Here is a 24,223-nt window from a genome sequence, read left to right as displayed (position 1 = left end):
TCGGCAGAAATGCGGGTTTGTTTTGACTTTTCTTCGTCAGAAGGTGTACGTCACGGCAAACCCGCGTGCGCCGGTGCCCAACCATTCCGGGCGGAAGGATAGGTTTCGGGTTCTCTGACGGAGTTTATGCAATTCAGGAACGCCAATTCCGCAGGCTGCCCCCACCACAAAACCCGTCAGGACATCGGTGCGGAAGTGCTTGCCGGCCTGCATCCGGTTGACCCCGACCAAAATGGGTGGTAGGGCTGCTGCCGTAAAAATTGCCGCCCGTTTCCAGCCTTTGAGGTGGTAGTAGTCCGTTAACACTTTCGCGCCGAAGAATGTCGCCGTGGTGCTGAACGACACGTGTCCGCTGTAAAAAGAGTTGCTTTTTGCATAACCGATCTTATCCTGAAGCGGAACCGCCGGGTTATAGGTCAGGGGGCGGGCACGCCGGATCGAGAACGTCGTGGCAAAGTAAATCAGGTTGTTGACGGCATGCGCCGTCGTGTAAATCGTCAATAAATCCAATGCCTCTTTTCGGAGGTCCTTACTCAGCATGAGTAGGAGGGGGCTGGCAATTGAAAGGTTCAGAAACTGGTCGGACCGTTTTTGGGCCCGGTCAAAACCGGCTGGATCGGCGTACGCAATCGGTCGGTCGAACGCATTGAGGTGGACTGGATTAAGTTTCGTAATGTCTTCAGTCGTAAAGCTGGCATAACGGTCCAGTTGCCGAAAGCCAAAAATAGAAGTGCCCAATACCGCCAAGGACGCCGGAAGTTCGTAGGTTTTATACACCCGGTAAGGCGAACGGCTGAGCGTATCCACTTGCCCGAACGAAGCCAGGGAGTAGAATAAAAAAACAAGGAGCGGCAGATAGACTTTCATTCGTTACAGTGGAACGCGGCTGGACAGCAAGTATACTATTTTTGAACAAGCAAACGACAATCTTATCTCAGAAACGGTGTGTAATCCTCGGATATTGTCTGGCTGTCGGAAGCAGTGCCGTGCGATTAAAACTGACCTTCCGGAAGTAGGCCCGCCCTCAATCAGCAGGCATTTTTCGATATCAATCACCCATTTTTCTCAAGCGGGAGCCAGGATAGGAGTTTTCAATTCTGCGATTTTTGTCTTTTAATTAATTTCTTTCGAGTGCAATTTCAATGCAAAGCTCGATGATTTTCAGGAAGATGGGGGAAAAGGGGTACAGGCATAAATAGGGGGTACATACCGATAACTCAGATTTATGAAAAAACGCTAAAATCTGGCATTATTATGGATGTTATTCGTGTAGAACTGCAAAGGATTTGAATCGGATGATTCGAAAATCTGTGGCTTCCTCCAGCTCCTATCCACCTGAATTTGTTCTGTCTGGCGATTCACATCGTAAGGCGACAAGCTATTGATTGCTCAGCTGCCAGTTTGGCTACTTGTATACATTATTTTCCTCTGTCCAAAAACTGATTTAACGATGAAAAACCACCGTAACTTGTCACAGGTATGGACCTGGTGGCGCAAAAAACATGAGAAAAGCCCCCAAAATCTTGGTTGTTGACGATGACGCTGCGCATCGAAAATTATTGACGTATCAATTAACCAAAAACGGTTATCAGGTATTAATTGCCAACGACGGCCTGGAAGCTCTCGACTGGCTGCGATCTCCTACCCAGCAGCCGGATCTGATCGTGCTGGATATGCTGATGCCCCGCTTCAGCGGCCTGGATGTGTTACGGAATCTAAAGGCGTCCTCTTCTAAATTACCCGTTATCCTAATGTCAGCCGCCGAATGGCCCATTGCCCATGAAGGCGTTAATCTGTCCAAACCGGACGCATTCTTTCCCAAACCTTTTAGTTTAGAGAAATTAGTCGCAAAAATTGAAGCTTTACTTCAGCCGGACCCCGTGTTTTAGGTAGTAAGCAAGCAAAGCATTTTTATAGTAGTGTTGGTTTATTGGTACTAACTCAAGGTCTGTGTCCTGCACGGGCCTTTTTTTGTGGTCTTACCCTAACGCTGCGTGCAGACTGGTAAAGTACTCCGCCTAGATTGTTCAGCAGGCGCTGTGCAATTAAGTCGTCCAGTAAAGCAACCGAATAGGGCAGGTACAAATTATTTCAGTATCGGGGCGAAGTGATTAATTCGATATTATTCAAAGAGTATTCCACTGTAAGAATATCTCTTTCAGCAAGTGCGTCACGCATTAGAGCCCGGACCAAGTGTTTGAGTTAAAAATTTATCAATATAAAATTAATATTATTAGTCTGATAATTAACGGGCATTGTAAGTATAAGGAATAATATCAGCATTATTTACCCAACAAATTAGTATTTTATTTGTCTGATAAATAAGAAGGTGTTTCTATACTAAATTAGTTATCGTTGACTTGTGAAATAATCTTGAAGAATTATCTTACTTCAAAGGCGAATAGAAGATCTTTAAAATGATTGTCTGATAATTGAGGGTGGGAGCTTTACAGAGGAAGTTTTTACCACAAAAAGCGGAATTTAAATCAGTCTCGTTCGCTAACTAAATAGCTCGTATTACTGCTCAATCGCGGGAATTACCTTAATTTTGAATGCATTGTCCGATTGATAAGGAAATTGAATAAATTATAGAAATTTCCTTATCAACTATTGACTGGCTATCTTCATCAACCTATATTTCATGAAAATATGCAACTCAACGTACAATTAACTGTAAAGATACATGCCGTAATTTGATCGCTGCATGGAGGAAGAACGGTTTAATAAAATGCTTATAAGAGCATTTTATTGATTAAAAAATCAGCGTATTTACTCAGTGTTATATCTCCTACCTGTAAACTAAAGTTATGAAACAAAAATTTACTATAATCAATTTATAAATGAAAATACTTGTAAGTAGTATGACCTTTGCCCCTGACCACAGCGGCATTTCTTTGTACTCCACCGATTTTGCAACCTATGCCTCTGAAATAGGTCATGATGTTACCGTAGTAACGGGCTTTTCCTGGTATCCAAATTGGGTGAAGCGCCCAGAAGACAAAGGCAAACTGTTCCAAACCGATTCTTATAAAGGGATTAAGGTGTTACGGGGGTACTTGTATGTGCCTAAAAAAGTGACCTCGATAACCCGGATGCTGCAGGAAATCACCTTTCTGATCTTCGTATTCTTCAACTTTCTGCGCGCCGGCCGGCAGGATGCAATTGTTCTCTTCACGACCCCAATTAACCTGGGCCTGATCGGAGTTTTTTTTCAAAAGCTTTGGAAAGCCAAACTGATTATAAATGTCCAGGATTTGCAGCTGGAAGCCGCACAATCGCTTGGAATGCTGGGCAAATTGCCCATCGTCGAAGTCATGGGAAAAGCCGAACGTTATAGCTACCAAAAAGCCGATCTGGTGACTTCCATCTCGCACGCTATGGTTAACATCATTAAACAAAAGGGCGCCCTGGATGATAAAGTTTATCTCTGGCCCAACTGGATTGATGTAAAAGACGCGAGCAACAAGGGTATCAAGGGGAATTTTATTAAAAAGTATCCGGAGTATAAGGATAAGATCATTATTGGTTACGCCGGAAATGTTGGCGTAAAACAAAGCTTGTCATCCCTGGTAGACCTGAGTGAACAGTTTAAGGATCGGGATGACCTGGCTTTCTTGATCATCGGCTCGGGGGGAGACCGGGATAATTTAAAGGAATATGCGGCTAAAAAGGCGGGCAGTAACCTTCACTTCATCGATTTTTTGTCCCAGGAAGATTACTACAGCTTCCTCAGCGATGCTGACATTGTGTATCTGTCGCAGAAAAAAGATTCTGGTGACGCTTATTTCCCGTCGAAATTGCTGGGGATTATGGCCAAAGCTAAACTGACGTTTGTGGCGGCCTGCAGAAATTCCGAAATTTATAAAGTGGTCACCGAAAATTCGCTGGGAATGTCGTCGGACATTGAAGATTTAACCCACATGAAGGAGTTGCTGACCGAATACTTAAAGAACCGGGATGAGTTCAAAAAGTATGAGGTAAATTCTTTCCGGTTTGTCCACCAGTTTGACAGAAAAATAGTTTTAGAATCGCTCTTCAACGAAATTGATAATCTGAATCTCCGGGACGCTTATCAGCCCGCCCTGGCTTAGTACCAACAATCCTTGATCCGTGAATCAGGTGATTTAGTTTATTCGGCAATTTACCGGTTAACACGGGTTTCTGAGCCGAATCGAGCGGTAGCCATCTAATTCACGGATCGATCTTTAGGATGGTTACCACCGCGTTTATTTCCTTTCGGAATTCTCTTCGTAGCCAAGTCGATTCCCGTTGTTATCTCATCTTTTCTCCGGATTAGAAGTCGGTCTTGCGAAAAAAAGACAGCCTGACGGCGTTTGCACCCGGCATTGTAGGATCGATTCATAATCGGTTAAATGTTCAATGGAAATCTTTTATGTAGTATTTCGGATGATCAGCGGTTCACTGCGACGTAACCTCACCTGATGGGCATTGCATCCGGGAAATTGGCTAACTTTTTAAGGCCGTTTGAATCCTTAAAAGGTTGTGAGAGAAACACAGAAGCCGATGGAAAAAACACGGAAGACCCGAATCGATATTCAGGTCGGCAATCTGGAAAAAAAGCAGGGACTCCCGCCCGGCACCATTCGCAACCCGGATGGCAGTGACGCCCGCAGCGATAAAGAACTCGGAACCCTGCTGATCGAATTTGGCGAATTGCATTTAGGGCGCCAGGAACCGTTGCCCACAACCGACTACCTGAAGGTTGTGCTGGTTACGCTTGATGCTGCCGTACGGCAAACCACGGATTCGCGGCAACTTCACGCCCTTGAAAATCTGATGACCCAGACGCAGCAGGCTATTGCTGCCTTGGACCCAGGCGAAAAATAATGAAACCGTATTGAATTCAGAACGGGTGCATGAATGGGGGCTTCCGATCCACAATACCGCATTTTCGTGCCGGGTAATAACGAAAAATCGACTGGTAAGTTAATCTGTGAATCAGAAATTCAATCCATCACCTGGAAGCTTCCAGGTCTCTCAGGTTTCTGACCGTTTTCTGGCGCAGGGTTTCCAGGGACTGCACCCGGGCGTACCGGCTTTGCAGCAGAAATTTTTGCCGCTCTGAGGCCACCTGTTCCAATCCGTTCGTTGACGGAGGTGTACTTTGTCGGATCTGGTATTCCAGACGCAAGATTCCTTCAATGACCAGATTAATTTGCCGGTCGTAGTACCGAACCAGGCGCCGGTTCCAGTTGATATACACTTGCCTGTGCAGTTTCGAGGGCGAAATTGGCCGTTCCCGCAGGACTTGTTCCCATTCCCACCGCAAGCTTTCAAACGGACAGTGCTCCGAATGAGGATTAAAAACATCCGCTGGCAGATCAATCTGAATACCACGCTCAAACAACCGGGCGTGGTTGATCCGGAATCCGCGTGCTGCGTAACTGGTGATTAGATCAAAGGCAGCGATAGGATCAGATACCGGACACGTAAAGTTGGCCCAACCCACTCCGTGAAGTGTTCCGTCAACAATGAGAATCATGTGTGTAGACTGTTACGTGTTAACCTGGAAACTGCAATAACGGACCTGTAAACGTTCCTGATTCTAAACGGAGTTGTCGGAAAAAAGTTATGAAAATAGGAAATGGTATGAAAGGAAAAGAAGATGCGGTTTTGGTGTAAAATTGTACTTTAACTTGCATTTAGAGCAGAAATGGTTTTTATTTAATAAAATAAATAGGTTCGTGAAATTTTAATTAACAGACCAAATAAGGGAATGGAAAGCATGGGTTGATTTCAGATGAAGCACCGAGATAGGAGGTGTTTTGTACACTAATTAGTTGGGGAAACCGTAAAGAACGGTTTTTAGAGTCCTGTATACGTCAGGACCAGCGTAGTCGTGTAATTACCGGACGGCTTGAGAAAGGGCGCTCCCCCGCGGGCGCGGTACCGGATCGTAACGTTGGTGTTGAGCAGCAGGTTGGCAATTCCGGAGGCAATGGTTTGGCTGGTCGTGCTCAGAAAAACTTCCGGACGGGTTCCAATGTTGGTCACCTGAACGCCAATCGCCGATGCGGGAATTGAATACGACTGGTAGCGCAGGTCATCCAGCACCCGCATTTGTAAGCTCCAGGTAACGCCCAGGGCTACTGAAAGCCGGACGGTATTGTGATCGACGGAAACGCCATTGACGTAATCGCTGACGGTCGAAAATTTGAGGGTGGGATTACCCAGAGCGGTAATCCCGATAAACATCGGGGCGGCTGCAACGGGCGTCCGGGGACCTTCGGCGGGTCCGTTTTTGGCCTGTAGCTGGGGCTCCCAGAGCAGCACCGCGCCGATCAGCAGCAGCGTTCGAAGTGCATTCATTTCAATACCGTTTCCAGTTCAGCCACTTTCAGGGTCTGACTCGGACCGCTGTCAAGGACCGCCACAATCAGGTATTTGCCCGACGTAAGTTTAGCGGGAATATCGGCCGTCACCTTGAAGGCATCCTTCGGCATGGTGTTAACCGCAATGGGCTCCGCTTTTATTTCTTCCATTGTTTCCAGATTTAGGTATTCGAGCCGTAGGTGGCTTTCGAGCAGTGTACCGCCACCGTTCTCAATCTGCACTTTCACTTGCCGCTGGTTTTCCGATTTTACCACGTCCAGCCCCGTAATAGCAATGTCTGGCTGAGCGCTTCCTTCGGGCAATACGTACACGTGCACGCCAATCTGCATTTTAATGACAAACTGCGGGGCACTACTCCGGGCTCGCGCCAGTTCCTGTTCGTTAGACTGGGTCAGAAACAGCATCGAATTGCGGATTTGTCCCGGAGTCAACGGTTTCGATGCGGTAAAAGTGACCAGCACATCCCTTTCCTCACCCGGCGCCAGATCGATCACGCTGGGTGTCACCTTAATCATCGAACTGCAGGAATTGGGCAGAGCCCCCGGCGCGAAGTACACTTTGGAACCCGTCGAATCCCGTCGCCAATCGGCGAAAGTGGCCTGAAGCGTCAGGCGGGAGTCAGTCGGGTTGTTAACGTGCAGCTTGGCCGTTTGAACGGTGTTGCCTTCCGGGTGGAAATACAGGCGGGCCGGCGAAACCTGGAATCCAGACTGTGCCTGAACCGGCTGGAAACCCAACCCGGTCAGACACAGAAGGAAACCCATCGCCCACCCACGGCAAATTGTTAGACGGGAAATGTTACGTAGGAGCATTGGCGGTTACAGCGAGGAGATTGAATAGACCAGGGTTGAGGTATAGTTGCTGGCTGCTTTCAAAAACGCCGGGTTGTCGCCGGAAGTTGAATACTTAAGGCCAACACTTTTCAGAATGGCCGCCGGTGCGTTGGAGGCCAGAACCTGCTCACTGGTTTCGATGGCCCGCGCCGTTGTCGTACCCATGTTATCGGTACCGTCGATTTGCACGGTGATGTTATTCACCGGAATGGTGGCCGACCCGTTGCTCAGATCAGCCAGAGCTTTTACTTTCAGATCATACGGTTTGTTGCTGGTAATGACCAACTGACCCGATTTAGCGTCACTCACCCCCGTATGGTAGGCATCCGCCGAATTGAAGGCAAGCGATGCCGTTGCGTTGTTTACGGTCAACGCCAATACGTCTACTAAAGTAACCGTCAGGGTCACGTTCTGGCTGGATTGAGCCTGGGCTGAAGACGTCGGGAGAAGGGAGGTCACACAACCCATTACAGCTACACACGCGAATGATTTCAAAAAGTTTTTCATGATTAATAATTGCAAGTTACATTGATTGTTTTAAAGAATTAAATCGTTTGATTTGGTTACAACTACCTTGCCATATTTGTCTGATAAATAAAATTTTTTCAAACAATTTTAGCCTGAAATTCTCCCTTTATTCATTTAATATAAATTTTATGTGTTCCATTTTTTGGTATCAAAATTGTAACGCGTCTATAGCGTATACATGACCGTGACGTATTTAAAAATTAGATAAGCGAATGATTTTCAGAATGAAATTTTGGGTCTGTCTAGCAGTGCTTTGTGGCAGTCTATCAGCCGGAAGCGCGCAGGATATCCAACTTACAATCTGGAAAGAAATGGTAAACTCATCCGTTGGTACAACTTTTACAAATCGTCTGACAATTGCGAATACGGGCAAAAAAGAAAGCGAAGTAAAGCTCTCCGTACAGTCTTCTTCTGCGGTCGAAATATTGTCGGTTATTCCGAAAGATTTCGCCGTAAAACCGGGCGAAATAAAGATGATTCCTTTCAAGGGTTTTGTCAGCCAGCAGCCCGATTCACTAATCAGTGAGGTGGTGTTCCAACTCCAAGATGCGCGGGATGCGCTGGTGCAGAAAATAGCGTTTCGGGTCATGGTGGAAGATAAAAAACAGGCTGCCTTTTCCTTATATACGTCAAACGATCAGGTGGTGCTCTATTCCATTTCGGAGCCGGCCGGGCTGCCGCTCCACCTGGTTCATAATCGGGCCCGTCGCCAAAAAATAACGCTCGAAGTAGCGTCTCTGCCCGAAGGCATCGACCGCACGGGTTTTCCGCTCAGCCTGGAACTGGCACCCCGCCAGGATACCGTATTCTCACTTTCGGTGCTGCCCGCCCGGTATTGGTCCACCAGTATGCCTTATCAGGTCACCGTCACTGTGCGGGATGAAAGCGGCTCGGTGCTGGGCAACGTGCTGTACACGATTGTTGTGGCGACGTCCGCCAAACGGTTCAGCGGAACGGATCTTTACCAGAAAGAAGGCTACGGGGTAAGTGCCGCGGTGACGAAGCTGAGTAACAACCAGTGGGCCCGGGAAGGCCGCATCTGGGGCAGCGACTCGGTGGGGAAGGCCCAGGTCGATTTTCAGCTTCATTACCTGGATTACGCAGCCGATCATTTCCAGCAACTGCAGAACTCGTATCTGTCGGTCCGCACCGCCCGGACGAAGCTTCACCTTGGCAGCCTTCAGGATTACCACGAGTTGCCCCTGCTGGGCCGTGGCCTGAAGGTAAACCTGCTCCGGCCGGATCACCAATGGACGTTCTGGGCCGTTAACAGCAATCCCAACTGGCTTAACCCGCTGGCAGATGCGATGTCGGGAAATGTCTTGTCGGTGCGCTACGATCACGGGTTTCCCCTGATGCTGGGAAGTTCCTGGTCGTTCAGCAGCAATTATTTTACAAACTCGGCGACCCAGCGGGCGGGGTTTCTCAATTTTGGCTCCGTGCAATTTTACCGGGCCAATCGTCATTCGCTGGAAATCATGGGCGGCCACAGCGTTGAATACGCCCGGCAGGGGGCCGAACGGGCACAGACGATGGGATGGGCCGGGCAGCTTAATTACACGTTTCAAAAGTCGAATTTCCTCTGGAACCTGCGGTCTTACTTCAGCAGCCCGGTTTATGCCGGTTTGCAGAAAGGCGCATCGATTGTTCAAGGCCAGGCCACCTGGAAAGCGTCCGAGGGCACGGCCCTCACGGCCCGGTTCAACCATGTCTACTACAAGCAGGTACTTTTTACGTCGCCGGTAGAGCGCAGTCAGCGGGTGTTTGGCAACACCGTCGCTGAAGTGAGTCTGAACCGTCGCTGGTCGAGTTTCGCGCTGGGGCTACGGCCTTTCTGGCACGCGCAAGCCGATTTTACCAACCCCTACGCCCAGCAAGCCGTTGCCTACCGGTTTTCGCCCACGGTCTCCTACCGGCAGGGCATGAGCCAATACCTTGAGCTCAGTTACGACGTCGGTAGGCTCCACAACCGAAGTGCCGCAACGCCCGGTCGGGGTCTTTTGAGCCAGCGGATTTTGTCGTCGTGGGTGATGCGGCCGTTCAGTCTCTGGGCGTATTGGCAAAAAGGGCCTTATTTCCTGAACGATTTGCGCGCCGATCAGTCGGCCCGGTACCAAACTGCTTCGGTGATGCCAATGGTTGATTTCGCCCTGCTGAACCGCCGGTTGGTGGGGTCGGTGGGGGTGAATTACCTGTACGACTCCCAAACCAGCGGAGCGCGCTGCCTGGCCGTGGGCCGGGTGCGCTATGACATCACGCCCGATCTGTGGCTGAAAGCCGAAGGCAACGCGACGCCCTACAGCCAGGTGCCCGATCTGGCTTACAGCCAATACCGGCTGGAACTGACCAAGCGATTTAGCCATCTGCGGTTTAACCGGCGGGGCGAGCTGCGGCTGAGCTTTTTTGAAGATGAAAACGGCAACGGCAGCCGGGATTCGGGGGAACGCTGGGCCGATAGCCTGCTGGTGACCATTAATGACAACACGCTGCTGACCAATTCGAAAGGCACCCTGGTGTACCGGAATCTGCCGCCCGGCACCTACACGGTTTCGGCTGTGAGCCTGGGCCGGATTGGCGAGCCCGTGCAGTATACCGAAAAAATTACCGTTGGCCGGGCCGTATCCCGAACCATTCCGCTGACCCGGTCTTTCCGGGTAAAGGGGCAGCTTCAGTGTCAGGCGAATGCCTACGACCGGCAGCCGTGCCAGTACAGCCGGTTTACGGTGGACATTCAGCGGGGCGACAAGACGGTTTTTAGCCACAGCCCCCAGCCCGACGGCGGCTTTGCGTTTCATTTGCCCCCGGGTACTTACACCCTATTGCTTCACGATTACGCCCGCCAGCCCCAGACGGTGATCCAGAAAGTCCCTTTTACGCTCACCACGGCGGGCCAGTACCCGGAATTTCAGTTACCGGTCGATGGATCAACGCGGGCCGTGGAAGTTAAGCGGTTTGGCAGCCGGGCCAGCAAATAAAGCCCGGCCTTCCCGGGTCAGACCCAACTGGACTGGAGAGCCGCAGCCGCCCGTTCTGGATCTCCTTGGTGCTCGTGCAGCGCATCCTGAATGGTTTCGCAGAAGGTAAAGAAATCGAGTTTTTCCAGGAGAACTTCCGGGTCGGTTGGGGTTTGGTAATGACCTTCCGCCAGCAGCCGTTCGATGAACGAACGCCCCCGTTCGGCGTACAGATACTTCAGGTCCAGGTCCGGATCGCCCACGGCCACGTCGCCGAAATCAATCACACTCCGGGGCACGCCCGTGGCCGGATCGCACAAGATGTGGTCCGAGCTGAAGTCGTCGTGAATCAGGGCGTTGGTGTATCGGAAATGCCGGGGATTCGCCAGGAAAGCCCTAAATCGCCGGTCGATGAAGGTCCGCAGCGAGGGGGTGAGAAAGGGAAACAGGTCGGTCTGGATTTCCTGGTACGTTTCCCGGTAATCCTGAAAGCTGTCGTTGATTTCAACGCCCAGCCGCATCGCCGTTGCTACGTCAAACCGATGAAGTTCGGTTAAAAAACTTCCAAGCAGCCGGAGGGTCAGCGTCTGATTTGCCGGGGGTTGTTCCGGGAAGTGATTTGCCTGCCATTCGACACCCCGGAGTAGCGGATAGCCCACGAACGGTAGGCCCGTTTCCGGATGCTGGCCCAGAAACTGAAAGTCGGGTACACGGAGCGGCAGGTGTTGCAGATGCGGCAAAAGCGCTATCTCTTTCGTCAGATTCCGGGCGACCTCTTCGCGCTTCGGAAACCGGAACACGTAGCCTTCGTCGACCAGATACGTTTGGCTGTCCATCCCTTCACCCAGATATCGGGCGCTCTGAAAATTCTGATCGGGAAAAACCGTGGTTAAAAGTTCGGCAACAAGCATCGGGATCAGGAACGGGGAGCAAAGAAAATGATTCCGGCGCCGATCAGTGCGACAGCAGCCCCCAGCAGGTCATAGCGGTCGGGTTTAAAACCGTCGACCCACCAGGCCCATAGCACGGACAGGGCAATGAAGATACCGCCGTAGGCCGCATAGACCCGCCCGAAACCGGCAGGCTGGAAGGTGGCAACCACCCCGTACAGAACCAGAATAATGCCGCCCGCGACGCCGTAAATAGGCGGTCTATCTTCTCTGAGCCAGAGCCAAACCAGGTACCCGCCCCCGATTTCGCACAACCCCGCCAGGATGAAAATGAAAAGTGCTTGGATCATGGTGGTGCTATCTGATGGAGAGATAAACAGGATGGCCGCTTACTTTTTCCGGTTCTGTAACTGCAAAGGTGCCCGCCAGATGAACGGCTTGCTGTTGTCGAGTAGGTGGTAGATCCAGGACGATCTTGTAATCACCTTTTGCCTGATACAAAAAAGCAATGTTGAAGAAATCCTGGTAATGCTCATGGGCTTTCAGAAGGGTAAAAAAAGCTCTATCAGTACTGCCACTCGCCGTTTTAAAGTATTGAACTTCGGTCTCCTGGATTTGCTTTGAGTACTGCTCACTTCGAGTGATATAATCAAACCAGAGGGAATCGCTTTCCGTGAATTCGAGATAAAGGGTTGATTTTGAATTGTAGTTTTTACTGTCGAGAAAATCGACAATCATTTGTGATGCCTTAAAAATGCTGTCTTTGAAAGCCATCTGATCCCGCGGCTCCTGAACCAAAGGATGAATAATTTCCTGGTATTGGTGCGTTTTACCGTCGAGTTTGTAATACTTGATGTAATTAACCAGGCTACCTGAGGGAGTGTAAAGCGCAATATCGTGGCCCGTTGTATTTTTCACATCCACCAAAAGCCCTACATCCTTATTGACATCCTGGCCCGCCTGTCTGCTAACGACGGTCAATTGGACAACTATTTGGGGTTGGGCAAAAGCTGCATGGTCCACAGAAACTAGGACGAATAAACAGATGATCAAGGCAATCTTTTTAGGAGTCATAGTATCTGGACTAGTTACCGAACCAACTGCTCAAACAACCGATCCAGCGTCTCGGCGGCCTCCTCACACAGACCTGTGTGCATGGGCGAGGTCTGGATGATGGTGCTGCGGTTGGCGGCCAGCCAGCGAAACCGGGCCGCAATCGGCAGCTGGCCGATGGGACCGCCTTCCCGCCGACCGGCGCAGATTTTTTGAAAAACCAGTAGTCGTTCCCGCAAATCCGGCAGGTCGATGTCGGGGCAAAAAGCCCGCAAACGGTCTTCGTTCAGTTCAAAAACCGTTTGCAGAAACCCCTGCGCCGGGCAGTAGACAATAACGCCGACGTTCATAAATTCTTCGCGCTCCACGCGCGGTACCACGCGGACGACGGCGTACTCAAACAAGTGCTTTGGCATGCTGGGCTTCCTTAACAAAAATCTCAGAATGGGCGAGTCGGGTTTCTAAAAAGCCGCTGTACATCTGACGGCGTTCTTCAACGGAGTCGGAAGAATCTTCACTGATCAGCCACCCATCGGGCACCAGATCGACAATAGACCGTATTTTCTCCGGGGTCAGCAACTGGCGGAATTCGGCATCGACGGTGTCGAGTTCGGTCGCCCAGGGCAGTAGTACGTGGTCTTTTACCGCTCCAAACGGCTTTTTTGCCTGCTCCTGCCAGTTTTGCCCCCCGTGGTGAAAATACAGAGAAGCGCCGTGATCGATCAGCCACAGTTCCCGGTGCCACATCAGCAGGTTGGTGTTACGGGCGGTGCGGTCAACGTTCGTGATGAAGCAGTCCAGCCAGACAATCTGCGACGCTAGCCGGGCGCCGACCGTGTTCAGCACCGGGTCGAAGGTGGTGGCGCGGGAGAGAAAATGCAGGCCCAGGTTCAGCCCTCCGCTGGCGCGCAGCAAATCCTGGATTTCCTCGTCGGGCTCCGTCCGGGCCATCGCCGGGTCGAGCGTTGCAAACACGATTTCGGGAATTTTGAGGCCCAGGGCGCGGGCCACCTCACCGGCAATCAGCTCAGCGATCAGGGCCTTCACGCCCTGACCAGCGCCCCGAAATTTCAGGACGTACAAGAAATCATCGTCGGCTTCCACGATGGCGGGCAACGAGCCGCCCTCGCGCAGGGGCGTCACGTAACGGATCACTTCGACCGTTCGGAGTTGGGGTTCGCGGGTACTCACAAGGCATTTTCGATTAAAGGAAGTCTGCGTTCAGGGGGAAACAAACTTCCGGGTTCCAACGGGACTGGCGGGAAATTTAGGCCAATTTTTCGAGAAATCAGGCCGGATTCAGCGAATCGTTCATGCGGTGGGCCTAAAGGCTAGCGCTCGCGCCAATAAACGTCTGGGTCCGACGGTAGTTATGCCCAATTGACTCAGCCGCCGGGGGGTGTGGTTCCTGCGTCCCAAAATTGGTAGAAAACCAAAATCATAAAATGCAAGCGGGTTGTTCAAGCCATTTCATGGTTCGGTTTAGAGGGCAAAAAGGCGGCTACGGCCCGAAACGGATTCGTCGTTGAAAGAGAGAATGCGCACCAAGAACACTTGCTGCACGACGGTTTTCTGCCTCGGGGCGTTACTTTTGTACCCTATGCGCTATTTTATCCAACTTTCGTACCGGGGAACGGCCTATAACGGCTGGCAGATTCAGCCCAACGGTATCACGGTGCAGGAAGTTCTTGAACAGAAACTGAGTACGCTGCTGCGGGAACCGATTTCCATCATTGGCAGCGGCCGGACCGATACCGGCGTTCACGCCGAGCAGCAGTTTGCCCACTTTGAGATTGACCGCTCGCTCGAACTGACCGACGGGTTTCTTCACGCCCTGAACTGCATCCTGCCGCCCGATATTGCGGTTCAAACCATTTTTCCGGTTGAACCCCGCGTCCACGCCCGGTTTTCGGCCGTTTCGCGCTACTACCAATACCGCATTCGGAAGCAGAAAAGCCCGTTTCTGGATATGCTGCTTTACGTTTTTCGGCCCGATCTGGACGTTGAGAAAATGAACGAAGCGGCCGCTTTGCTGTTTAAATACGACGATTTCGAGAGTTTCAGCAAGGTTCGAACCAAGGTTTCGCACTTTCGCTGCGACCTCTACCGGGCCGAGTGGGTGGTGGAAGGCCAACAACTGACCTTTCACATCAAGGCCAACCGGTTTTTGTACGGCATGGTGCGCACGCTGGTAGGAACGATGCTGGAAGTGGGGCAGGGGCGAATGACGGTGGCCGAATTCGAACGGATCATTCAGGCCAAAGACCGGACCCAGGCCGGACGGTCGGCGCCCGCCAGTGGGCTGTTTCTGGTGGAAGTGGGCTATCCGCCCGATCTTTTCGTAAGAAAATGAGGAATCATAAACGATGAATGATGAATTAAAGTTACCTTAGAAGTATTCATCGTCTATCACTCATTATTCGAATACCGTGATCAACGAATTTCAACAACTGATCCGCGCTTACCGAACTACCGATTTCAGCCAACGCAAAGCCGCCTTGGCAACCGTCGTCGGCCTGACCGGGTCGGGGTACCGCCGACCGGGAGCCCGCATGTACATTACTGACGATGGGCAGTGGATGGGGGCCATCAGTGGCGGTTGCCTGGAAGGTGACGCCCTGCGCAAAGCCCGCGAAGTGATGCAAAGCCGGCAGGCGCGGTTGGTTACCTACGACACCACCGACCCCGAAGGCGAAAATTTTGGCATTGGCCTGGGCTGCAACGGTATTCTGGACGTTTTGATCCAGGCCATCGACCCCAACGACCTGGACAATCCCCTCGAAACGCTCGACCGGGTGATGCAGCAACGGCGACCGCTGACGTTTGAAACGACCCTGCCCGATGGGGCGGGTGTTTTCGTGGAAGAACTCAAACCTGACATTCAACTGCTGGTTTTCGGCGGAGGGTACGATGCCGTGCCGCTGGTGAAACTGGCCAAGCAGATCGGCTGGCGGGTGGTGGTCACCGACGATTGCGTGGCGCACCTGCAACCCCGGCGGTTTGGCGAAGCCGACGAAATGCTGGCCGTGCAGCGCGACGACATCAGGCGGCAGGTTCCGATCGACCGTTATTCGGCGGCCGTGCTGATTTCCCATAATTTCAAATACGACAAGGCGGTTTTGCGGGAATTGCTGCAAACCGACATTCGCTATATTGGTCTGCTGGGTCCCAAAAAACGGGGGGATGCCCTGCTGGAGGAAGTGGCCGACTTGGTGAAGTTGCAGGATGAGGAACGGCTTTTCTGGCCGGTAGGGCTCGATGTCGGGGCCGATAATCCGCAGGAAATCGCCCTGTCGATTCTGGCCGAAATCCAGGCCGTGTTCCGCACCGCAACGGCGCAGCCGCTGAAGTTTAAAAACGCCCCGATTCATCAGCCGGTGCAGTCGATTAGCGCGCCGGTCGATCTGGATTGACCGTAAAACGTATGAACATTGCAATCGTCATTTTAGCGGCCGGTTCGTCGTCGCGGCTCGAACACCAGCCCAAGCAACTCATTCAGTGGGAGGGCCGCACGCTGCTCCGCCGGGTGGTCGATACGGCCTTGGATACGGCCTTCCGGCCGGTGGTGGTGGTGCTGGGCGCGCACAAAAAACAGGTAGCTCCCGAACTCGATGGGTTACCCGTGACGATTATCGACAATCAGCACTGGCAGCAGGGGCTGGCAAGTTCCGTAAAAACCGGTCTGGCGGCCGTCTACCTGACGCAAAAAGACATCGACGCCGTGCTTTTTTTGCTGACTGATCAGCCCCATGTCGACGGTGTGTTGGTGCAGCGACTGGTACAGGTGTACGAAGAAAGCGGGAAGGGCATTGTGGCCGCCAGCTACGGCGGTAGCCTGGGCGTACCGGCCTTGTTCGACCGAAAATACATCCACGAACTGCTTGGACTGGAGGGCGATGCGGGCGCCAAAAAGGTAATCATGGAGCATCTGGATGACTGCGTCGAAGTGCCTTTCTCCCTGGGCAGTATTGATTTGGACACCCGTCAGGACGTTTCCCGGTTTTTGGGGACCGAAAGCGAGGAGCAGTAATTTGACGTTTCTGCCAGTCGCTGCTTCAGTGTTTTTGCCAGATTCGGTCAAGGTAAGGGTCCAGATGGTCTAAGTCACATTCCGACGTGATGGCTGCAACCGGCAGACTGGCGATTGTCAGCCTGGAAACCTGCTCCGGCTGGCAGCGGTCGTTGTAGCCGGTGGCGTGGATGGCCAGCGCCCGAATCGATCCGCGTTCCCAGCGGGTGCTCTTCAACACCTGGCGTTTTGATTCTCTCCCTTCATGGCACAAAACAATTGAGTCGTTGATGTTGGAATGCCCGATACCGTGTTGCCGCATGAAGGCGTTTTGTAGAGGTTCACCGTAATCGCAGGTGATCCGAAACAGGCGGTTTTCGTAAAAAACCAGATGCACATTGGCAATCGGAACGCCCTGCATCTCAATGGATCTGGCCCGCAGAATCCGAATGCCCGTGCACGGTAAAGCCAGGGTTCCCTTCACAACGACCAGTTCCTGTTCCTGAAAGTCGTACGGATGGAGAGAATCCGGAGTCGTGACTCCCAGTACAAACGGCCCCAAGCCGGTCAGGGCCGACTGGCCGTAGAGGGGGCAGGTCAGCGCAAACAGAATCAGGTAGTTGAGGACGCGATTCACGTTTTTAGGGTTCCGTAGCTGTTGTTATACGTTTTTCCCGCTTTGGGATGGGTGAATTTAATGGCCGACCAGACGGGGTTAACGCTGAGCGTTTTACTTTCAACCAGACCGTAATCGTAGCCAATTTCAATGACTTTGGTGAGAGTCAGATCCGTTCCGAGTTGCCCGGCTTTCGGCCACGATACCCAGAGCATACCGGTGGGCTTTAGGTACGTCTTCAACGGTGGGAAGTGCTCGTGCAGCTCAGACTGGCTCCTGACAAACAGGTGAATATAATCAAATTCGCCGTCGAGCGCCGGAGCCGGAACCAGCCCGGGCAGCTCGAGCGCTTCGAGGGCATCGGCGGGAGCGTTGAGGAGAAAGGCACGAACGCCGGGGCGAATGCCCATTTTTGCAGATACGGTTTTAGTCATCGAATGTAGCGTAAACAAGTGTTTCGGGTTGTAAAGTCCGCCTTCCGGCTGAATCAGGCGAAAAGATACACACTACTTCAGGGTCCCCAATCCGGCGCGTAAAATCATCCAGCGATTCGATGGCGCTTACAGCCTAAGTAGCCGAAACGGGCACGATCAGTTGTCGACATCTTTCACCACGGGCCGGGCATCAGCTCGGCGCTTCTCATAGGTGATCTGAAACTCCTTCAGATCCGGACGGTATTGGCGGGGCCGTTTCAATTCATGCTGGTAGATGGTTTGCCCCAGTTGGTACAGAAACGGGTGCGCCACGCTCTCGTACTCGTATTTGTTATCATTCAGAATCTCATCCCGGTTCACATAAAGCGTTGCCGACAGCATGTACTCTACCTGGTTCTTGAAATCGGCCACGTACGACGCGTCGGTCATAAATCCGTAAGCCCAGCCCACTTTGTTGAACACCCGAACCCCTTCGGGCAGCGTTCGGTGCAGGCTGTCGCGGAAAAAGAACTTCACGTACGTGTCGTAATACTGCTCTGCGTCGTACTTGGGGTAATTGGTTTCGCCGGGAAACTGGGCGAGGTATTGGCGCACCAGGGCGTAATCATCCCCGGTTAGGGCAAACCGCTGGCGGGCCGGAACGGAACGCGGAAACAGCACCGATTGCAACGTTTGCTGGAACGCTTCCAGCGGATACTTGTTGCGCATCGTAAAATCAAACGGTTCATTGACCAGGCTGTCGTTTGCCGTCAGATAGGCTTTCCCAATTTTGGCGGTTCGGCGGAAGTCAAAAGCGTCGGGATTGATGGCGGCTGGCTGGGCGTAGAGCAGGGTTCCGTCTTCGCGAATAAACCGGACCGGATTGGTATGCCGGTTTTCCTCCGGCGTCATCCGGACAAACCGGTGCGTGATGCGGGTATCGGCATAGCCTTTGGCGTGCAGGGAGCGGTTGATGGTTTGCTGCCCGACAAACTCGTACATCCGGCTGTAGGCGTCGTTGTCGCTCACCAGAAACGCTTTTCTAATGAAATGAGCAATTGCCGGTAGCCCGTTTTCGGCGGTGTTGTCACGCCACTCTTTCGTTTGGCCCCGAAAGGCGCTGTCGAATTGCATGGCCGTAAATTTGGTCACCTCCGGCTTTTTCAACCCGTTCAGCTTTTCGAGCGACAGCAGCGCCAGCGGTAACTTGACGGTCGACGCCGGGTTGAAGTATTCCGTACTGTCGACGTGAAAATAGTACTGGGTGAAGGTGGGAAGGTTGCGTTTATCGCGGTCGATGCGGGTATAAATAATTTGCAGCCGGTACGTGTCCGGGTGCAGGATCACTTCCTGAAAAAGGGGGTTCTGATTCCGGGAAAACAGATCAGTCAGAAAAGCATCAGTTCGGGGTTGGGCCTGAGCAACGGTCGTTACCAGGCCCAATGCCAGAAAACGGAGGAGTTTGTTCATGAAAAAACCAGTAAGTCGAGTCGACAAAAGGCAAATCTATGACCTCTTGCTGTTTTTCGTTCATGAGAAGTTAAAAATCAACCCGGTAAAAGAACACCGGCAGAAAGCCCAGCTGGTATTCGCGTTTGATGAACGAACCGTCGGGCTGGGGCGCATAGCTCAGCGTCAGGATGTTCTGAATGCCCAGCACGTTGACAAAGTCCACGGCGATGGTGTGGGTCAGCCGGTTGCGGTTGATTTTGTAATCGACTTTCAGGTCAAACCGCCGGTAGTCGGGAAACTGGAGGGTATTGCGCCCGGCACTTTGGTAAATGATCTCCTGCGTAGCCTGCGACCGGGCTTCGTCGACCGGCCCATACCAGCGCCCACCGACCGCCGTAAACTTCGCACCCAGGTTCAGGCTGGTTTTTCGGAACGTAAATTCCTTGGCAAAAACCGCGTTGAAAGCGTATTTTCCGTTGAAATCCGTATTGCGCAGCACGCCGTCGGAACCCCGGTACTTGGCGTCGAACAGCGAACCGGTCACCAGGAAATAATAACCGTCGCTGAAAAATTTCTCCAGCGTCAGCTCGGCCCCGTAATTCCGCCCGGTTCCGGTGTTGACCATTTTGCCCGGAAAAACCCGGGTAAAGCCGGAGCCGGTATTCAGAATCGAAAACGAACTGCGTTGCTCTTCCACCGGCACGTTGAATAGTTTCTGGTAGTAGGCTTCCACTTTCAGCCGCAGGTTACGGCCCAGCAGCCGGTCGTAGGAGGTAACATAATGCCAGCTTTTGGTCAGGCCCACACTCCGGTTCAACAGCAAACGGTTGCTGGCGGGGTTGCGCAGGTCTTCGCCGTAGAAGTAAACGTACGTCGGCTGAATCTGGCTGTGCAGGCCGGCGGCAACGCTCAGTTTCTGGCGGTTGCCCATGTCCCAGGCCAGACCGGCGCGGGGTTCGACGGGCGAGACGCTGTTTCTGTTCAGGGAGAAATACAGACTCGTCAGGCCCGCGCTCAGTGTCAGCCGTTCGGACAGATTGACGCGCCATTGTACGTAAGGTTGCAGCAGCAAAGCCGTTTGCCGCGAATCCCAGCGGTATTGCCAGGGGCCGAGCAGGGTCGGAGCGGAGGGAGAGGTACTAACAACCCGCGCACTATCGAGGAAATTGAAAAAGAACACATCGGCATTCACTCCCGCTTTCAGCGTGCTGCGCGAACTGAATTTGTGGTTGACCGAAGCGGCCAGCGAAGTTCTGGTTTCGGCAAAACGGTAGTCGAGAATGGAAGCTTTACTGAGAATTTTGTAGCGGTTGTTCTCGACAACCGGCAAGCCCTGCGCATCGTACTGGAAAAACAGGTAATCGTGATTGGCGTCCTGGGCGTTGCCCGAAACAGCCAGGGTGGTCTTCAAAAATGTCTGGCGGCTGAGCGGTTTTTCGTAGGTGACACCGACAACGGCCATGCGGGAGGTGTAGTACTGATCGCGGTCGTTCTGGCCAAAAATGTTGCGGTCCGACACTTCCTGCTTGCTGATCAGTAGGTCGATGGTGCTGGTGCCGCCGAAGCCCCAAAGGGCAATCCGGGCGTTGTTTTTCAGCGGAAAGTTCAGCCGGAATGCCGCATCCTGGTAGGTCGGAACAGCCTGCGTCCCGATATCGATCCCGGCTTTGTTGAACAGCCAGAGGTTGGCGTAGCGGTAGGTAACAAAATACGACGATTCGGCCTTGCGGGAAATCGGTCCTTCCAGGGCGCCTTCGGTGCCTAAAAAGCCGAATTGGAGCATCCGCTGGTGTTTTTCGTTGTTGCCGTTGCGCAGCCGCAGGTCGAACACTCCGGCAATACCGTTGCCGAATTCCGCCGGAAACGCACCCGTAAAGAAGTCGGAATTAGCCAGCATTTTGTTGCTGATGATGCTGACGGGGCCGCCCGTTGTTCCGGCAATGGCGAAGTGGTTGGGGTTGGTAATCGTGATGCCTTCCACCCGCCAGAGAACCCCGCTGGGCGAATTGCCCCGGATGACGATGTCGTTGCGGGAGTCGTCGGCGCCCTGCACCCCGGCGAAGTTGGACGCCATCCGGGCGGGTTCTCCCCGGCTTCCGGCGTAGCGGTCGGCTTCATCGACGGTAAACTGCCGGGCCGACACCACGGCCATTTCGTTGCGGGCGTCGCCGGTCCGCTGCGCCTTGACGGTCACGGTCGTTAGTTCCGTGATGGTTTCTTCCAGTTCAACATCCAGTATGGTTTCGCGGCCCGCATCGACGATGATGTTATTCAATACGGCTTCTTTGTAGCCAATCCGGCTGATCCGGACGGTACGCCGACCTACCAGAACCGACGGAATGCGGTAACGGCCCAGCGAGTCGGTGATCGTGCCGCTGCCGGAAGCGGTGGCGTTGTTTTGCAGCACCTGAACCGTAACATCGCCCAACGGGTATTTGGATTCTTTGTCGATGATCCGTCCGCGAACGGTTTGCGTGGGAGTCGTCTGGGCAAACGAAGTGAAGAGGAAACTGGTGTAAAAAATCAGACCGTAAAAGTATTGCATACGTGTTGTTGCTCGAAAATCGGCTCTATAAAATGGTACCCAGGAAGAAAAACAGAACCGTTCCGGCCAGGGTTATCAGCAGGGTGCGCCCCAGGCGTCGTTTCTCCCGCTGGCGCTCGGTTCGGGTCATTTCCCGGTAAAGTTTCATGTTTTTGGTGAAAGCCCGACCTAGAAAATAAATTCCGCCCGCCAGGATTCCTGCTCCCAGCAAACCAACCATAACCGCGGCAAACCCGTGATTTGAGCAGGCTAGACGACAGGCCAACCCGCTGGACAAGAGGGCTAAAAAAGCACCCGCCAGAAACAGGAGGACGTAAACGACTTTGGTCCCGGTGTGGGGGGCTTCTCGGGGCGTCGGGTCCGTTTGGCTGAGCGGTGCCACCGAACTGGTTTTTGTTAGGGAGTCTTTTCGACTGCTTTCAGAAAAATAAACCGCTTTACTCGACAAGCTAACCGACGGCTCAGGGTGAATAACGGCCCGGCCACTGATGCCACCGGCAACACCATAAACCAGGAAGTTGATGACGAAAAGAAGGAAAAAACTCGATTTTTGAAACCGGAACCGAGCCCTCGAAGGCAGATCGGGACGCTGACAGGCCACGTACTGGCTGAATAAAGCCCGACTGGCAACCAGGCCCGCCAGCAGAGCCGCCAGCCGCCAGCCCGGTTGTTCGGCCAGCAGCGAACTGCCCATGATCAGGCCGATTGCGGCATTGCTTAGTTCGAAGAAAACAATGAAACCGGCCGCAAGGGGCGGATATCGGCTAGCAAATGCCGCTAGTTCTGCCTGTTTCATGAAAATGAATTTTGGTCACACGAACGAAGTATAGTATAAAAAAGTCGTCCGGTCGTCAAAAACGAAGCAGGAATTAGTTACCGGTTGTGCACCAGCTTATTGTCAGGGTTCTTTCAGGTAGTGCATGGCGCGCTCAAGGATTTCATCCCTACCCTGCCGGATGCCTTCGATGGTTGGGGCAACAGCCCGGTCCGCAACAATGCCGATGCGCTGGGTCGGCCGCATATCGGGGTAATAAATACCCGAGCCCGTCATGAGGACACGGTAGCCGCCGGGCAGCGGAATGGTCGTAATATCGCCGTCTGCGCCCGCCGTTTGGCTGCCGATTATGGTTGATCGCGGCAGCGTTCGGAAAGCCATCGCGAAAAATTCGCCCATGCTTTGGGTGTATTCATTAACGAGAATTGCAATTTTACCCGCGTAGGGCGGACGATCCCGTTGCTGTCCGCAGTAGTTTACCGAAGCCCGGAAAGTGCCCGGGTAACTCAGATTGGGATAGAGGTACTTGACAAAGCGAGTCGAAGCTGTACTCAGGCAGTTGCAGAGTTTGGGGTAACTCAAGAACGATTTCGGATAGGTGCGCAGGTCGATGATCAGTCCCTGGGTTTTCTTCAGTTTGCGGAAAATTTTCTTGACCTGGGAAGCCTCCAGCTGGCCGATGTTGATGTAGCCAACGTTTTCTGCTAGAATAGAATAGGCGGGTTTGGAGGAAACCGGATTGCCTTCATCCCGGAACTCCCCAAGAGTGGCCAGCCGAACGGTCCGGTTTAGAAGCTGATTGCCCCGCTGGAAAGTAACCACTGCGCTGTCAGTGGCCTGCCAGATTAGATACTCCGCAACATCCCGGTGAACGACGGCCTGGTTGGAAGCGCCAAGCAAAGGAGCATACCGGGCAATTCGGGACGGAATGGAGTCCTGATCAATTGTCAGAATGGCATCACCGGGCTGCAACCCCAGCGACTCAGCTGTCGCCGGATGCCTGAAACCGGTAATAACCAGTTTTCGGTCGATGACCGTCGCCTGGATGGGCAGATAGAAATTAGCCTCTTCAAGCACCTTCACCCGGTGCGGGTTGCCAATCATTCGGGAGTGGCTGTCGTTCACCTTGGCCGCCAGGACGCGCAGGGTTTGCAGGTACGCCGTTGCGTTTTTAGCGTCCCGGATCGGCGGAATCAGGGTTGTCAGCACCTCGTTCCAGGGTTGATCGGTCAGGTACCGGTACGGAAAAAAGTATGCAATGATGTTCCAGTAACGGGCCAGAGCCAGTAAACGGTAGCTTTCGGTGGGATAGGCGATATCAGCGTAAGGCTGTTCGTTTTGCACGACGGCAATCCCTGGTGATTGAATTTTAACGTACTGTTTTGGGCCGGTATGGCGGTAACGGACCACGTCCTTCAGGAGCGCAACGGTTGCGGTTGACAGAATCGGCGTGGATGCAAACCAGTCGTGGGGTTGATTAAAGTTAATTTGCCGGTCGTATTCTGTCGGGAGAGCCGGGCGGGTGCTTAGATCGCCCAGCGAACGAATCCAGTCGGTCATTTGCTGGTTGAACTGATCCGGGGAGGTCGCGGTGGTGACCTGTGGAAGCTGGGCGACGAAAACCGAATCCCAGTTGAGCGAACCTGCGCAGACGGTGGGGTGATAATACTTGAGCAATCCCCAGATTTTGATATAAGCGTCCGTTTGTTCGAGGGAGCCGGGCGATTGGGCGTGGGCGGTGAATGAAACGAGGACAAAGCAGAACCAGACGGAAATGACTCTCATGGAACCTAGGCAGGCT

The 24,223-nt window shown here is 52.8% G+C and carries 23 protein-coding genes; 7 read left to right on the top strand and 16 right to left on the bottom strand.

The window, feature by feature from the left end; genetic code table 11:
• Window positions 1-36: 36 nt before the first annotated feature.
• Entirely contained in the window at window positions 37-867 is an 831-nt protein-coding gene (locus OQ371_RS23540; protein ID WP_265990803.1) for a phosphatase PAP2 family protein, read from the bottom strand.
• 635 nt (window positions 868-1,502) lie between these two features.
• On the opposite strand from OQ371_RS23540, the gene OQ371_RS23535 reads away from it, so the two are divergent.
• The 3 genes from OQ371_RS23535 to OQ371_RS23525 all read left to right on the top strand — a co-directional run bounded on the left by OQ371_RS23535 (window position 1,503) and on the right by OQ371_RS23525 (window position 4,848).
• On the top strand, window positions 1,503-1,889 hold the full coding sequence (locus OQ371_RS23535; RefSeq protein ID WP_265990801.1) for a response regulator transcription factor: 387 nt from the start codon (window positions 1,503-1,505) through the stop codon (window positions 1,887-1,889).
• A gap of 972 nt (window positions 1,890-2,861) precedes the next feature.
• Entirely contained in the window at window positions 2,862-4,091 is a 1,230-nt protein-coding gene (locus OQ371_RS23530) for a glycosyltransferase family 4 protein (RefSeq protein ID WP_265990800.1), read from the top strand.
• Between the two features lie 433 nt (window positions 4,092-4,524).
• Entirely contained in the window at window positions 4,525-4,848 is a 324-nt protein-coding gene (locus tag OQ371_RS23525) for a hypothetical protein (RefSeq protein ID WP_265990798.1), read from the top strand.
• Window positions 4,849-4,975: 127 nt separating this feature from the next.
• Here the strand turns inward: OQ371_RS23525 and OQ371_RS23520 are convergent, their stop codons facing one another.
• The 4 genes from OQ371_RS23520 to OQ371_RS23505 all read right to left on the bottom strand — a co-directional run bounded on the left by OQ371_RS23520 (window position 4,976) and on the right by OQ371_RS23505 (window position 7,694).
• The gene (locus tag OQ371_RS23520; protein WP_265990797.1) at window positions 4,976-5,503 is read right to left on the bottom strand and encodes a hypothetical protein; all 528 of its coding nucleotides are present in this window, start codon (window positions 5,501-5,503) and stop codon (window positions 4,976-4,978) included.
• Between the two features lie 323 nt (window positions 5,504-5,826).
• Window positions 5,827-6,330 carry a hypothetical protein gene (locus OQ371_RS23515; protein ID WP_265990796.1) on the bottom strand — a complete coding sequence of 168 codons (504 nt, stop codon included), beginning with the start codon at window positions 6,328-6,330 and terminating at the stop codon, window positions 5,827-5,829.
• Entirely contained in the window at window positions 6,327-7,118 is a 792-nt protein-coding gene (locus tag OQ371_RS23510; RefSeq protein ID WP_265990795.1) for a fimbrial biogenesis chaperone, read from the bottom strand. The genes OQ371_RS23515 and OQ371_RS23510 overlap by 4 nt, the downstream gene beginning before the upstream one ends.
• 54 nt (window positions 7,119-7,172) lie before the next feature.
• Complete coding sequence (locus OQ371_RS23505) at window positions 7,173-7,694, bottom strand: hypothetical protein (RefSeq protein ID WP_265990793.1); 522 nt, start codon at window positions 7,692-7,694, stop codon at window positions 7,173-7,175.
• 494 nt (window positions 7,695-8,188) lie between these two features.
• Here OQ371_RS23505 and OQ371_RS23500 point away from each other — a divergent pair, with 494 nt between their 5' ends.
• A complete protein-coding gene (locus OQ371_RS23500) occupies window positions 8,189-10,690 on the top strand; it encodes a hypothetical protein (RefSeq protein ID WP_265990791.1) in 2,502 nt (833 codons plus the stop codon).
• A gap of 17 nt (window positions 10,691-10,707) precedes the next feature.
• On the opposite strand, the gene OQ371_RS23495 is transcribed toward OQ371_RS23500, so the two are convergent.
• The 5 genes from OQ371_RS23495 to OQ371_RS23475 are packed head-to-tail and all read right to left on the bottom strand — an operon-like array spanning window position 10,708 to window position 13,803.
• Window positions 10,708-11,580 (bottom strand): phosphotransferase family protein, encoded by an 873-nt coding sequence (locus OQ371_RS23495; protein ID WP_265990790.1) that lies wholly within the window; start codon window positions 11,578-11,580, stop codon window positions 10,708-10,710.
• A gap of 5 nt (window positions 11,581-11,585) precedes the next feature.
• Window positions 11,586-11,909 carry a YnfA family protein gene (locus OQ371_RS23490; RefSeq protein ID WP_265990789.1) on the bottom strand — a complete coding sequence of 108 codons (324 nt, stop codon included), beginning with the start codon at window positions 11,907-11,909 and terminating at the stop codon, window positions 11,586-11,588.
• Between the two features lie 7 nt (window positions 11,910-11,916).
• Window positions 11,917-12,633, bottom strand: a complete 717-nt coding sequence (locus tag OQ371_RS23485; RefSeq protein WP_265990788.1) for a hypothetical protein — start codon at window positions 12,631-12,633, stop codon at window positions 11,917-11,919.
• A gap of 14 nt (window positions 12,634-12,647) precedes the next feature.
• The gene (locus OQ371_RS23480) at window positions 12,648-13,028 is read right to left on the bottom strand and encodes a DUF3037 domain-containing protein (protein WP_265990787.1); all 381 of its coding nucleotides are present in this window, start codon (window positions 13,026-13,028) and stop codon (window positions 12,648-12,650) included.
• Window positions 13,009-13,803, bottom strand: a complete 795-nt coding sequence (locus OQ371_RS23475) for a HipA family kinase (RefSeq protein WP_265990786.1) — start codon at window positions 13,801-13,803, stop codon at window positions 13,009-13,011. The genes OQ371_RS23480 and OQ371_RS23475 overlap by 20 nt, the downstream gene beginning before the upstream one ends.
• Window positions 13,804-14,212: 409 nt before the next feature.
• On the opposite strand from OQ371_RS23475, the gene truA reads away from it, so the two are divergent.
• The 3 genes from truA to OQ371_RS23460 all read left to right on the top strand — a co-directional run bounded on the left by truA (window position 14,213) and on the right by OQ371_RS23460 (window position 16,642).
• Window positions 14,213-14,965 carry a tRNA pseudouridine(38-40) synthase TruA gene (gene truA / locus OQ371_RS23470; protein ID WP_265990785.1) on the top strand — a complete coding sequence of 251 codons (753 nt, stop codon included), beginning with the start codon at window positions 14,213-14,215 and terminating at the stop codon, window positions 14,963-14,965.
• Window positions 14,966-15,041: 76 nt separating this feature from the next.
• Window positions 15,042-16,025 carry an XdhC family protein gene (locus OQ371_RS23465; RefSeq protein WP_265990784.1) on the top strand — a complete coding sequence of 328 codons (984 nt, stop codon included), beginning with the start codon at window positions 15,042-15,044 and terminating at the stop codon, window positions 16,023-16,025.
• 11 nt (window positions 16,026-16,036) lie between these two features.
• Window positions 16,037-16,642 (top strand): nucleotidyltransferase family protein, encoded by a 606-nt coding sequence (locus OQ371_RS23460; RefSeq protein WP_265990782.1) that lies wholly within the window; start codon window positions 16,037-16,039, stop codon window positions 16,640-16,642.
• A gap of 25 nt (window positions 16,643-16,667) precedes the next feature.
• Here OQ371_RS23460 and OQ371_RS23455 read toward each other — a convergent pair whose 3' ends face one another.
• The 6 genes from OQ371_RS23455 to OQ371_RS23430 all read right to left on the bottom strand — a co-directional run bounded on the left by OQ371_RS23455 (window position 16,668) and on the right by OQ371_RS23430 (window position 24,207).
• Entirely contained in the window at window positions 16,668-17,258 is a 591-nt protein-coding gene (locus OQ371_RS23455; RefSeq protein WP_265990780.1) for a hypothetical protein, read from the bottom strand.
• A complete protein-coding gene (locus OQ371_RS23450; protein WP_265990779.1) occupies window positions 17,255-17,647 on the bottom strand; it encodes a hypothetical protein in 393 nt (130 codons plus the stop codon). The genes OQ371_RS23455 and OQ371_RS23450 overlap by 4 nt, the downstream gene beginning before the upstream one ends.
• A 180-nt stretch (window positions 17,648-17,827) precedes the next feature.
• Window positions 17,828-19,120 (bottom strand): serine hydrolase, encoded by a 1,293-nt coding sequence (locus OQ371_RS23445; protein WP_265990777.1) that lies wholly within the window; start codon window positions 19,118-19,120, stop codon window positions 17,828-17,830.
• Between the two features lie 70 nt (window positions 19,121-19,190).
• On the bottom strand, window positions 19,191-21,647 hold the full coding sequence (locus tag OQ371_RS23440) for a TonB-dependent receptor (protein WP_265990776.1): 2,457 nt from the start codon (window positions 21,645-21,647) through the stop codon (window positions 19,191-19,193).
• A 25-nt stretch (window positions 21,648-21,672) separates the two neighbouring features.
• On the bottom strand, window positions 21,673-22,443 hold the full coding sequence (locus OQ371_RS23435) for a hypothetical protein (RefSeq protein ID WP_265990775.1): 771 nt from the start codon (window positions 22,441-22,443) through the stop codon (window positions 21,673-21,675).
• 102 nt (window positions 22,444-22,545) lie between these two features.
• The gene (locus OQ371_RS23430; protein WP_265990774.1) at window positions 22,546-24,207 is read right to left on the bottom strand and encodes a S41 family peptidase; all 1,662 of its coding nucleotides are present in this window, start codon (window positions 24,205-24,207) and stop codon (window positions 22,546-22,548) included.
• Window positions 24,208-24,223: the final 16 nt, after the last annotated feature.

It is taken from the genome of Larkinella insperata, assembly GCF_026248825.1.
GTDB classification, from domain to species: domain Bacteria; phylum Bacteroidota; class Bacteroidia; order Cytophagales; family Spirosomataceae; genus Larkinella; species Larkinella insperata.
This window is presented reverse-complemented; position numbering and strand designations above follow the sequence as displayed.